The 11,911-nt window shown below is 72.0% G+C and carries 11 protein-coding genes; 5 read left to right on the forward strand and 6 right to left on the reverse strand.

Annotated elements, in window-relative coordinates:
• Positions 1-51 precede the first annotated feature (51 nt).
• The 5 genes from WME96_RS36640 to WME96_RS36660 all read left to right on the forward strand — a co-directional run bounded on the left by WME96_RS36640 (position 52) and on the right by WME96_RS36660 (position 6,250).
• The gene (locus WME96_RS36640; protein WP_437286223.1) at positions 52-1,047 is read left to right on the forward strand and encodes a helical backbone metal receptor; all 996 of its coding nucleotides are present in this window, start codon (positions 52-54) and stop codon (positions 1,045-1,047) included.
• Positions 1,048-1,150: 103 nt separating this feature from the next.
• Positions 1,151-1,417, forward strand: a complete 267-nt coding sequence (locus WME96_RS36645) for an acyl carrier protein (protein WP_012239660.1) — start codon at positions 1,151-1,153, stop codon at positions 1,415-1,417.
• Positions 1,414-3,219, forward strand: coding sequence for a fatty acyl-AMP ligase (locus tag WME96_RS36650; RefSeq protein WP_437286224.1), 1,806 nt, complete (start codon positions 1,414-1,416; stop codon positions 3,217-3,219). Before WME96_RS36645 ends, WME96_RS36650 begins: the two co-directional genes overlap by 4 nt.
• A 125-nt stretch (positions 3,220-3,344) precedes the next feature.
• A complete protein-coding gene (locus WME96_RS36655; RefSeq protein ID WP_437286225.1) occupies positions 3,345-4,742 on the forward strand; it encodes an MFS transporter in 1,398 nt (465 codons plus the stop codon).
• Between the two features lie 266 nt (positions 4,743-5,008).
• On the forward strand, positions 5,009-6,250 hold the full coding sequence (locus WME96_RS36660; protein ID WP_437286226.1) for a thioester reductase domain-containing protein: 1,242 nt from the start codon (positions 5,009-5,011) through the stop codon (positions 6,248-6,250).
• Positions 6,251-6,364: 114 nt separating this feature from the next.
• On the opposite strand, the gene WME96_RS36665 is transcribed toward WME96_RS36660, so the two are convergent.
• The 6 genes from WME96_RS36665 to WME96_RS36690 form a co-directional block, all read right to left on the reverse strand.
• Entirely contained in the window at positions 6,365-7,306 is a 942-nt protein-coding gene (locus tag WME96_RS36665; protein ID WP_437286227.1) for a fibro-slime domain-containing protein, read from the reverse strand.
• Between the two features lie 176 nt (positions 7,307-7,482).
• Positions 7,483-8,790: a hypothetical protein gene (locus tag WME96_RS36670; protein ID WP_437286228.1), complete on the reverse strand. Its 1,308-nt coding sequence runs from the start codon at positions 8,788-8,790 to the stop codon at positions 7,483-7,485.
• Positions 8,787-9,707 carry a hypothetical protein gene (locus tag WME96_RS36675; protein WP_437286229.1) on the reverse strand — a complete coding sequence of 307 codons (921 nt, stop codon included), beginning with the start codon at positions 9,705-9,707 and terminating at the stop codon, positions 8,787-8,789. The genes WME96_RS36670 and WME96_RS36675 overlap by 4 nt, the downstream gene beginning before the upstream one ends.
• The gene (locus tag WME96_RS36680) at positions 9,704-10,552 is read right to left on the reverse strand and encodes a hypothetical protein (protein WP_437286230.1); all 849 of its coding nucleotides are present in this window, start codon (positions 10,550-10,552) and stop codon (positions 9,704-9,706) included. The genes WME96_RS36675 and WME96_RS36680 overlap by 4 nt, the downstream gene beginning before the upstream one ends.
• A complete protein-coding gene (locus WME96_RS36685) occupies positions 10,527-11,336 on the reverse strand; it encodes a ParA family protein (RefSeq protein WP_061617235.1) in 810 nt (269 codons plus the stop codon). Before WME96_RS36685 ends, WME96_RS36680 begins: the two co-directional genes overlap by 26 nt.
• A 113-nt stretch (positions 11,337-11,449) precedes the next feature.
• Positions 11,450-11,866: a hypothetical protein gene (locus WME96_RS36690; RefSeq protein WP_061617236.1), complete on the reverse strand. Its 417-nt coding sequence runs from the start codon at positions 11,864-11,866 to the stop codon at positions 11,450-11,452.
• Positions 11,867-11,911 lie beyond the last annotated feature (45 nt).

Genomic DNA, 11,911 nt, shown 5'->3' on the forward strand with positions numbered 1-11,911 from the left:
CACCGTGCCGCGCCGCGTGCAGCGCGCGCGGCGACGGGCTACATCCGGCGCATGACGTTCAGCGCAGGCTGGGGCCCGTCGTTCGCCGGGTCGTTCATCCGCATCGTCGACGACCGGGGGCGCAAGCACGAGTGGCGGACCCCGCCGCAGCGCATCGTCTCGCTCGTCCCGAGCGACACCTACTCGCTCCTCCGGCTCGGCGCGAAGGGCCGCCTCGTCGGCCGCACCCGCTACTGCGTCGCGCCCGCGGAGGGCGTCGAGAGCATCGAGCCCGTCGGCGGCACCAAGGACGCCGACGTCGACCGGATCGTCGCGCTCGACCCCGAGGTCGTCGTCGCGAACCAGGAGGAGAACAGCAAGCGCGACATCGAGCGCCTCGACGCGGCGGGCCTCCGGGTGCTCGTCTCGTTCCCGCGGCGCGTCGCCGACGGGGTCGCGCACCTCGCCCGGCTGGCGCGCCTGCTCGGCCACTCCGCGGCGCCCGCGCGCCCCGCGGCGGCGGCGCCGGAGGACGGCGCCCCGGCCGCGCCGCCGCCGTCGGCCGCCGCGCGCGAGCTGGTCGCGACCGCGTACCGCGCCCACGCCGCGGCCGAGGCGCGGCGCCGCGAGCGCCCGCCGGTCCGCGCCTTCATCCCGATCTGGATGGACCCGCTGATGACGGTGCACGGCGACACGTTCATCTCCGACATGCTCGACCTCGCCGGCGCGCAGAACGTCTTCGCGGACCGGCCGCGGCGCTACCCGCTCGCCGCCGACCTCGGCAAGGCGCCGGCGCTCCCGCCCGAGCGCGTCGAGGGCCGCGACCTCCGCTACCCCCGCGTGACCCTCGAGGAGGTGATCGCCCGCGCCCCGGACATCGTGCTGCTGCCCGACGAGCCGCACGCGTTCACCGACGCCGACGCGGCAATATTTCGCTCCCTCGATATCCCCGCCGCCCGCCGCGGCCACGTGATCCGGTGCGATGGCAAGGACCTCATGTGGTATGGGGCGAGGGCGCTCGAGGGGCTCAGTCGGCTCCGCGAGATCATCGATGCCGCCCGTCCCTGATGCAGCGCCATCGTCTGTTCAGGGGGTACGCGGCCGCATTCGAGCGCCGCGCCGCCGCCGCAAGCCCCTCCTCGCCACGCCGCAGTTGGGGTAGGACCGTACGATGACGTGGACACGGGAGACATTGCGGGCAGAGATCATCCAGCTCCTGGAAGGACACACGGCCGGCGAGGTGAAGATCGAGGAGTCGAGCCATCTGGTCGCCGACCTCAGCCTCGACTCGCTGGGGGTGATGGAGATCGTCGCGGACATGGAGGATAAGTTTGACCTCTCCATCCCCGACGACATGTTGCGCGAGGTCGACACGGTCGCCGACGTCGTCAAGGCCATCGAGCTCAGGCTCAAGAACGAAGGAAGGCTCTCGGGATGACGGCTGTTTGGAAAGCGCGGACGGTCGCTCAGGCGATCGAGGACGCAGCGGCGAGCACGAAGACGGGCTATCGCTTCATCGAGGAGTCGAGCGAAAACGAGCCGTTCTTCACGCATGGCGGCATCGAGCGGGCGAGCGCGCGCCTCGGCGGCGCGCTCCAGGCGCTCGGGCTCCAGAAGGGCGATCGCGTCGCGTTGATCCTGCCGGACAACGCCGACTTCATCTTCTCCTTCCTGGGCGCGATCCGCGCCGGCGTCGTCCCGGTGCCCATCTACCCGCCGACCGGCCTCGGCAAGCTGACGGGCTACCTCGAGAACACCCTGCACATCGTCGCGAAGAGCGGCGCCAAGGTCCTGCTCACGAGCGCCGAGATCAAGCGCATGCTCGGCACGATCCAGGCGCAGGCGCCGGAGCTCCAGCAGGTCGTGGCGGTCGAGGGCATCCGCGGCTCCCGCGAGGAGCTCAGGCCCGTGAAGGTCGAGCTCGACGACGTGTGTTTCCTCCAGTTCACGAGCGGCTCGACGTCGCGCCCGAAGGGCGTGGTGCTCACGCACGCGAACCTGGCGGCGAACGTGCGGGCGATCGTGGAGCTCGGCCTCGGGGTGCGCGGGTCGGTGGACACCGGCGTGTCGTGGCTGCCGCTCTACCACGACATGGGGCTCATCGGCTTCGTGATCGCGCCGCTCTACTACGTCAACACGGTGTCGTTCCTGCCTCCGCTCCTGTTCCTGAAGCGGCCGGTGCGCTGGCTGGAGACGATCACGCGCCACCGGGGCAACGTGTCGTTCGGCCCGAACTTCGCCTATGCGCTCTGCGTGAAGCGGATCCGGGAGCAGGACATGGCCGGGCTGGATCTGTCGACATGGCGGGTGGCCGGCTGCGGCGCCGAGCCGATCCGGGCGGACAACCTGCGCGCGTTCGCGGAGAAGTTCGCGTCGGTCGGGTTCGACGAGAAGGCGTTCGTCTGCTCGTACGGGATGGCCGAGAGCACGCTGGCGGTGTCGTTCAGCGCGCTCGGGACGGGGCTGCAGACCGACTCGGTCGACGGCGAGACGCTCTGGAAGGAGGGCAAGGCGGTGCCCGTCCCGGCCGACAGCGACGGCGCGTCGGCGCTCGTGCAGTGCGGGTCGGCGTTCGAGGGGCACGAGATCGCGGTGTTCGCGTCGGACGACGCGGAGAGCGCGCGGCCGCTCGGCGACCGCGAGGTCGGTGAGCTCAGGCTGCGGGGCCCGAGCGTGATGCCCGGCTACTTCAATGATCCGGACATGACGAAGGAGGCGTTCGCGGGCGGGTGGCTGCGGACGGGGGACCTCGGGTATCTCGCGGAGGGCAAGGTCTATATCTGCGGGCGCTCGAAGGAGGTCATCATCGTCAACGGGCGCAACTACTACCCGCAGGACCTCGAGTGGGAGGCGAGCCGCGTCGCCGGGGTGCGGAAGGGCAACGTCATCGCGTTCGGGACGATGAAGCCGCACAACGACCGCGAGCGGGTGGTGATCGCCTTCGAGACGGGGGCGTCGGACGAGCAGGAGAAGCAGGCGCTGAAGGGCGAGGTGCGCCGCGTGGTGCAGCAGGCCATGGGGCTCACGGTCGACGACGTGGTGGCCGTCGGCATGGGCGTGCTGCCGAAGACGTCGAGCGGGAAGCTCCAGCGGAGCAAGACGCGGGAGCTCTACGAGAACGGGGAGCTCCTGATCCGCAGCTCGTCGCGCGACGGGGACCGGCTGGACGCGGCGAAGGAGTTCGCCAAGAGCCAGATCAACTACTTCCGCCACGCGATCTTCCGCGGGCGCGGAGGGTGATCCGGACCCGGGGGGGGCCGGGTGGCGGGGGCCCGCCGAGGTAGCGAGCGGGCGAGGCTGGATTCTCGCGAAGGCGTAGCCGCTGGTGCGGAGGGCCGTTATCGTCGGCGGCCGGAGGGCGATCCATGCCTGCGTGGCTCAATCAGCTTCTGCCGATCCTTCTGCTGCTCGCGGCCATCGCGGTCGTCATGCGGCGGCTGCCGAAGATCGACCTCGGACACTCGGCGGAGTTCCGGCGGAGGCGGTTCTTCAACTGGTTTCCGCTCGGGCTCACCTACGCCTTCCTCTACATGGGGCGGTACAACTTCTCCGCCAACGCGTCGGCGCTCGACGCGATGCACCTCGTCAGCAAGCAGGAGTTCGGGAACATCGACGGCTGGGGCTCGGCCGTCTACGGGATCGCCTTCCTGCTGAACGGGCCGCTCACCGACCGGTGGGGCGGGCGCGTCACCATCCTCCTCGCCGCGGGCGGGTCGGCGCTCATGAACGCGCTCATGGGCACGGCGGTCCGCTTCGCCCAGGAGGGCCAGCTCGGACACGACGCGGCCATCACCGCGATGACGGCGCTGTTCGCGGGCAACATGTACTTCCAGAGCTTCGGCGCCGTATCCATCGTCAAGGTGAACGCGCCGTGGTTCCACGTCCGCGAGCGCGGGATGCTCGGCGGCGTCTTCGGTATCCTGATCTCGCTGGGGCTCTACTTCGCGTACGACTGGAGCCGGTTCATCGCGAAGGTCCTGCCGATGCCGTGGGTCTTCCACGTCCCCGCCCTGCTGCTGCTCGGGTTCGCGGCGCTCGACTTCTCCCTCATCCGCGACACGCCAGGCCACGCCGGATTCAAGGACTTCGACACGGCCGACGCCTCGTCGGGCGACACCGGCGAGCAGCTCGGCCCCGTCGAGGTCGCGAGGCGCATGTTCTCGCAAAAGGTCATCTGGATCATCGTCGCCATCGAGTTCTGCAGCGGCTTCCTCCGCAACGCGGTGATGAAGTGGTACCTCATCTTCGCGGACAAGACGGGGCTCAAGGGGTTCGTGTCGACGCACTGGGGCGTGCTCCTCTGCATCGCCGGCATCCTCGGCGGCGTCTTCGCCGGCTTCATCTCCGATCACGTGTTCGAGTCGCGCCGCGGACCGGTGGCCTCGGTGCTGTACGGGGGCCTCGTGCTCGGCGCGGTGATCGTCCTCTTCACGCTGAGCCTCCCCATCGCGGGGTGGACCGTCGTGTTCATGTCCCTCTGCGTGATCGGCGTCCACGGCATGCTCTCCGGGACCGCGAGCATGGATTTCGGCGGAAAGAAGAACGCCGGCGTCGCGACCGGCATCATCGACGGATTCGTCTACCTGGGCACGGCAGCGCAGTCGTTCCTCTACGCGAGCATCCTGCCCTCGGGCGACGCGGCGAAGGACCCGGGAAACTGGATGCCATGGCCCATCGCCATGCTCCCCGTCGCCCTCATCGGCTTCGCGCTGGCGACCCGCGTCTGGAACGCGAGGCCGCAGCGGCACGCAGCGGCGCACTGACGCGCAGCGCAGCAGGCCAGGGCCACACGTTCACGAGGAGAGCGCCCGGCCGAGTCGCGTCGCCCGACGACCAGCCCGCGGGGGCCCCTGAGCCGCGCCGTCGCCCCCGCGAGAGGCAAATTGGCGTGAAGGACCGCTGCCCCTGGAGGCATCAATCGGTCGAAGGGCTCATTCCGGACAGCAGGTGCAAATTGCTCGTGGGGCTCAACGGACGGCCAGCTCGCTCCCCCGAAGATGGGACCATCCCCCACCTGTTCGAGGATCTCGTGCTCCCTCCGGACATCTCTGCCCCGTCCGGCCCAGGGCACCGGGGCCCCCGCAACGTGCTGCTCACCGGGGCGACCGGCTTCATCGGCGCCCATCTCCTGCACGATCTGCTGGGGCTCCGCGACGTGCGCGTGCTCTGCCTCGTCCGCAGCGCCAGCGCGCCGGAGGCCATGAGCCGGGTGCAGGCCAACCTGAGGCACCACGGGCTGTGGGACGAGTCCTTCGTCCCCCGGATTGTCCCGGTGGTGGGCGACCTGAGCCAGCCGGGGCTCGGCCTCTCGCCGGAGGTGCTCGACGGGCTGGCGCAGACGCTGGACACCCTCGTGCACAGCGGCGCGCTGGTGAACCCGCTGAACGACTACGAGGCCCATCGCGCCGCCAACGTGGGAGGCACCGTCGAGCTCCTCCGGCTCGCCGGCATCGGGCGGCCCAAGACCGTTCATCACCTCTCGACGCTCGGCGTCTTTCCCGAGTCCGCCCGCGCGCGCGCCGCGGGCAAGATCCCCGAGGACGCAGAGCTGTCCGAGGCGTCGCTCCCGACCGACGGTTACAGCCAGTCCAGGTGGGTGGCCGAGAGGCTCCTTTCTCAGGGCCGCAGTCGAGGCATCCCCGTCACCGTCTACCGGCTCGGCGAGGTCATGCCGCACTCGAGCAAGGGCACCCCGAACCCGCGGGGGCTCGCCGACGTGCTGCTGCAGGCCTGCCTCCGGCTGGGCCTGTCCTTCGAGAGCTCCATCCGGCTCGACTATACGCCGGTGGACCACGTGAGCCGTTTCGTCGTCGAGGTGCTGCGCAGCAACGACGCGCGAGGCGGCTGCTTCCACGTGCTCCAGCCGGAGAGCGTCTCCTTCAACGACATCCTGGCGACCTTCGCGCGGCGCGGGTTCGGCCTGCGCAACGTGCTCTATGCCGAGTTCTGGCAGGCCCTGACGGAGAGGGTCGCGCATTATCCGACGGAGAAGGGCCTGGCGAGCCTGGCGGCGCTCTTGCCCGCGCCGCTCGGCGCGGGGGACGGGCGCGCCGGGGAGGCGCTCGCGGCGCTGTTCACGGACGCGACGCGCCACTACGCCCTGGAGAGGACCACGCAGGCGCTGAACGACCTGGGCCTCCGCTGGCCGCCGGTCGACGCGGGCGTCCTCGGGGCGCGCGCGGAGCACCACCTCGCGGCGCTGCGCCGAGGGCTCGCTGGACAACCCGCCCGCCGCGCGGCGAGGCGCGCGAGGGGCGCTGCCGCGAGGTAGGCGCGTCGCGTCCAGGCGCCCGAGAGCCCCTGGAGCCTCCGGTCCACGACACCCCGGCTCGACGCGATCGAGCTCGCCAAGGCGCTCCCGTGCAAGTGGCGGGCGGGTCTGCCGCTACAGGATGATCGGCTCGCAGTTCGTGTATTTGAGCGTCGAGATCATGAAGCTCGATCCGCCGCTGCGGCGCTCCGCGAAGAAGATGTCGAGCGGGTAGTCCTTGCCGACCTCGAGGCCGAGCTCGTCGGCCATCGCGTCGAGATTGAGGGTGTCGAACATCTGGCCGTGGACCCCGCCCAGATCCATCACGAGCTGGTTGTTGATGAAGACCCAGATGTCGTCATCGCCACCGAAGGTGAAGTCGTCCCCGCCCCTGTACCGGAAGCTCATGTGGAGCTCGAACGTGAAGCCGTAGTTGTGGTCCCTGCCCTGGTTCCCCCAGCCTTCGCCGTCGGCGGGGAAGAACGCCCTGCTGGTGAAGAGACGAAACACGTCATCGCTCACGTTGAGCGGGACGGTGAACTGGTTCGAGCGGTTGACCCCCGGGACGTCCCGGAACCATTGATCGAAGTACTCGGGCCCCTCCGTGAACTCCGTCGGGCCCTCGTGGGCGTACACCGGCTTCTGGTCAGGGCCGAGCTCCGCCTCGACGATGCCCGTCAAGCCCGCGCCCTCGAAGCGCTCGAAGTCCGGGTGCCCGCCGGGTGTGCCGTACGCCTTGAAGTCGCGCACCACCCCTGCGAGCCGCGGCTCGCAGCCGGCTTGCCCGCCGCTCGAGGAGGACGCGTCCTGGGTCGATCCGCCGGCCGGCGGGAGGTCGCCGCCCAGGCCGGTCCCGGAGGAGCCGCCGCCCGTCCCGGCGGCGTCGCTCGTCCTGCCGATGAACTCGGGCATCGCGGTACACCCGGCGAGCGCGAGCGCCGAGAGGAGGACGGCCAGCGCTGTCGGAGAGCCCTGGAGAAAGGATGCCGTCTGCGGGGCCATGTTCATCGAGATCGCCTCCTGCTCGGTGGATGCGCCATGCCCGCTCTTCCTTTGCTCGATCGTCGACGGCCGCACTGGCGCTATATAGCAGATCGGGTCGACTCGCGCCCGCGCGCCGACTCGGGAGCCAGGAGGATGTCAGTCCGTGAGCACCGCATCCAGGGCGCCGCCGGGCGCAGAGGTCCTGTTCAACAGCGGTGTGTTCCTGCAAGGTCGTCACGAGATCCAGGCGCTGGATTCAGACGAGGTCGTCACCACCTGTCCTCGACCGCCTCCACCCTCACCTCGCACGCCTCATCGCCCCGGAGCGGCGACTTCGTCTCTTGCACCCGGAACCGCGTCCCCAGCTTGAACAGCGCGCCGTACGTCTCCGCGTCGATGGGCCGCTCCGTCTCGAAATCCACGCGGTGCAGGAGCTGCATGATCGCGAGCGCCGTCCCCTGTTGAAACAGGAGCCGCCCCCGCGCCGTGGGGCCGTGCTTCATCGCGTAATACGCGCTCTCGTGCGTCATCGGCGCGCGCAGCACCAGCACCCGGCCCGGCTGGAACTCCGGCGCAGAGAGCGCCCCCCAGCCGAGCGCGCGGGCCAGCCCGAGGAGCTGCTCCAGGCGCTCGTGCTGGTCCCGGCCCACCGGGCCGCACGCCGCCTCGAACGACGCGGACGCGAGCATCCCCCCGAGCAGGTGGAACGCGCCCGTCTGCGCCGCCTCCCGCACGAGCGCCTCGAACACCGGGACCAGCTCCGGAGACCGCCGCTCGATGAGGTGCACCGTGTCGAACGTCTTCTGATGCACGTACCCCACCGGCAAGAGCGCCAGGTTCACGCCGTACGCGGAGATGAGGCCGCGCTCGTCCGCCCGGAGCGCCCCGAGCTCCTCGAGCATCGCGATCCCCGTGCGCCGCGCCCGCGCGGCGGCGCCGCCCTCGAACGCCCAGCTCACCCGCGCCGACTCGACCACCTTGCGCGTCAGCGCCTCGCCGAAGCGCGGCCGCTCCGACCGCCGCGTGAGCAGGAACGTGCAGACCGCGTCGCCCCGCGCGACGCACGTCACCTCGTCCGCGTCGAGCCGCCCCCAGTCGGACGGGAACGCGAGGCTCGCCGCCGCCGCGCAGTAGCCGGACGCGAACGCGTCCATGACCATCCGGTTCTGGATCCGACCGCCGTACTTCGCGAGGAAGCTCGTCCCGTGGAAGAGCGACGCGGCGTGCACCGCGCCGCCCTCCGCGCTCAGCTCGAACCTGAGCCGCCCCTGCCCCATCGCGGCGAACAGATCGGCCGCAAGCTCGAGCTTCTCCCGCGGCGAGGCGCCGTGGCGCTCCGCGTACAGGGGGCCGAGCAGCGCGTGCGCCGCCTCGAACGCCGCCTGCCGGCGCACGCCGCGGCTCTCCCCGCCCAGCGCGTCGAAGATCGTCTGCTCCAGGAAGAGCGAGAAGTGGTGCGAGTGCGCGATCACGAGCTGATCCGCCACGTGGAGCAGGCAGTGCGGCTCGATCGGGCCGAGCAGATCGTCGAGGGGGCCCTCGATGCGACCCCGCAGGCCTTGCCGGAGCGACGTCACAGGAGCCTCCGCAGCGCGGCGCGCTCCAGGCCGAGGATGTCCGCCACCGCCGTCTCGATGAGCAAGACCGCCTCCGCGCCGAGCTCGTCCGGGTGCTCCAGCGCGAGCGGCGTCAGCCCGGCGCGCAGCGCGAGACGCAGCCGCGCGACGTGCGGCTCCGGCGCGCGGGACTCGAGCAGCGCGAGCAGCCGCTCGGTCCGCGCGACCTCGGCCGAGGGCGGCTCGACCGGCGGCGGCGTCCCGCTGCTCCGGCGCGACGGGATGCTGCTGGACGAGCCGCGCGGCGGCGCCGAGCGCGCGACCCCGCGCACGAGATCGTCCACCGTGTCGGCGCTGAGCGGATCGTCGAAGAACCCCGGCGGGTCGCTCAGCATCTCCTCGGGCGGCTCCTCGAGCGGCAGCTCGGGCGCGAGCGTCGCGGCGAGCCGCTGCGCCACGAGCCGCGCCATGCCGAGCGGCATCGTGGCGTCGAACAGGCTCGCGACGACGCACGCGCGGACGCGGCGCAGGAGCACGGTCCTGCCGCTCAGCTCCAGCGTGACCACCGGGTCCGGGAGCTCCTCGGCGCGGCCCTGCGATCCGGGCGGCTTGCTCGACGCGCGCGCGCCGCGGGCGCGGCTCGATCGGGCCTGCCCCTCGCGCTCCGGGACGAGCCGCTGGGCGGCGAGCTGGCTGCCGAGGTACGCGTCGCGGAGCCCGGCGGCCACGTCCGCGGGCGAGAGCGGCGCGCCCTCGCGGACGAACACGGCGTGGACGCGCGCGTCGCTGAGGTGGAACACCACGATCGCGTCGAGGCCGGCGACGCCGTAGCCGATGCTGTCGAGCGCGATCGGGGCGAGCGGATCGTCGTCGTCCAGCGCGCCCGCGACCGCCGTGAGCCCACGATCGAGCGAGGGCTCGCCGTGGTCCGCGCTCACCCGACGACCCCGACCGCGGCGTCGAGCGCGTGCTGGCACGCGATCCGGACGGCGTGCGCCTCGCGCGGCATGAGCGGGCTCGGGCGCATCAGGCCGACGATGTACGCGGCGGAGCGCACCTGGAACCCGATGAGCTGGAAGAACGGCCCGTCGCCGGCGCAGAGCTCGAAGCGCTGCGACGGGGCGCCGGGCAGCGCCGCGACGAGCGAGCCGATCGCGGACGCGATGAGGCCCGAGGCGGCGAGCCTCGCCTCCGTGTCGCGGATCGCGCCGGCGAACGGGAGCCCGGCCGCGTCCGCGAGGAACACGTCCGTCGCGCCGGTCGCCTCGGCGATCCACTCGATCACCCGCTCGCAGCGCGCGACCGGCCCGGCGGCGGAGAGGTCCGGGAAGCGCGGCGCGCGGCCCGCCGCGAGCGCCGCGATCGCGTCGTCGAGCCGCTCCGCGCGCGGCCCGGACAGGGCCGCGTACGAGGCCGACGAGGCGGGCGACGGTAGATCGAGCGCCGCGCCGTGCCGCGAGTCGACGTCGTCGGCCGAGGGGGGCAGCGCGCTCCGGAGGCCGATCTCGCCGCTCGCGCCCGCGCTCGACAGGGGCAGGAGATCGCTCGACGGCGCGAGCTCCTCGAACGCCGGCGACAGCGGCGACAGCGGCGACATCGGCGGCGAGGAGATCGGCTCCGGCTCCGGCCGCGTGGGCGGCGGCCGCGACTCGAACGACACGAGCGGCGCGGCCGCGGGCGCGATCGACGGCGCCCGCGCCTTGCGGGGCCTCGGCCGCTTGACGAGCGCCGCCGCGGTGGCGACGGCGCCGTCGATGTCAAAGGAGGAGCGAGATCGGGCCATCGTCATCGTCCGGCGAGGTGGGCTCCAGGCGAACGAGCACGTCGTTCGCGAGCTGATCGAAGACCCGCGCGAGCGGCGGCGGCCGCTTCTGCATCAGCAGGAGCGGCGCCCCGCGGAGCGACGCCTCGAGGAACGCGCCGTCGCGCGGGATGACGGTGTCGAGGATGATCCCGTCGGGGAACCTGGTCCAGAGCGCCTCGGCGACGTCGAGCGACGCGGGCGCCTGCCGGTCGAACATCGACAGCACCATGCCGATGAGCGAGAGGCGCGGGTTCTTCTCGGCGCGGACGCGGTCGATCACCGCGAGGAGCTGGCCGACCGAGCGGAGCGCCAGCGGCTCGGCCTGGAGAGGCATGAGCGCGTGCGTCGCCACCTCGAGCGCCCGCGTCGTGACCTTGCCGAGCCCCGCGGGGCAGTCGACGACCACGACGTCGAAGTCCGGCGCGAGCCGCGCGAGCACGCTGGGGAGCACGGGCGCGCGGGCGAGCGCGTCCTCGAAGCCCGCGACGGTCGTGGGGTCGACGCGGCCGACCGTGAGCACCTGGAGCTGCGGATCGCGCGTCCGGAGCAGCACCGACTCGAGGCGCTCGGCGCCCGTGAGCAGCTCCGCGATGCCCGGGCGCGCGCGGTCGGCGAGGCCCAGCGACAGCCCGAGGCTCCCCTGCGCGTCGACCTCGAGGATCAACACGCGATGGCCGGCACGCGCGAGGGCGAGCCCCAGGTTGAGGGAAATCGTGGTCTTTCCCACGCCGCCCTTCTGGCTCGCGACCGCAATGACGTACATGGACTCCCTGACGGCGCACACCCCGGCGCCCAGGGCGCATCCTAACAGGACGGGTGCCGCAGGAAACTAGTGCCGCGCTCGGCGCCCCGGGGCGGGGCCGCCGACGCGCGGGGCTACAGCAGCGAGATCCGCTTCATCAGCGTGCCGCACAGGTCGCTCTGCGGGTTGCGCTCGCGCTCGATGGTGAGGCCGGCGCGGAAGATCTTGTCGGCGCTCTCGAGGTTGCCGAGCACCACGTGGCACAGCCCGAGGAGCTCGTGGTCGCCGGGGTCGCCGTGGATCGAGACGAGCTCCGTCAGGGCGGGCACCGCGGCGCGGTGGGCCTCGATCATCGCGTCGGTCGGCGTCGACGGGACGCCCTTGGCGAGGATCATGAGCCGCAGCACCTGCCGCTGGTCCTCGGGCCGGTGCTTGAGAAACTCGGGCTTCTGGAAGAGATCGCGGTACCCCCGGTAGGCGGCGTCGAGGTCGCCCCCGCGCGCAAGGGTGACGATGGACTTGACCGCCTGGACGAGCGCCTCATTCGCCATGACGAGACGATACACGGGCCCGCGCCGCGCGGGGAAGACGCCGCT

Origin of the sequence: Sorangium sp. So ce406, from assembly GCF_051474675.1 — a bacterium.
In the GTDB taxonomy this organism is placed as follows: Bacteria; Myxococcota_A; Polyangia; order Polyangiales; family Polyangiaceae; genus Sorangium; species Sorangium cellulosum_G.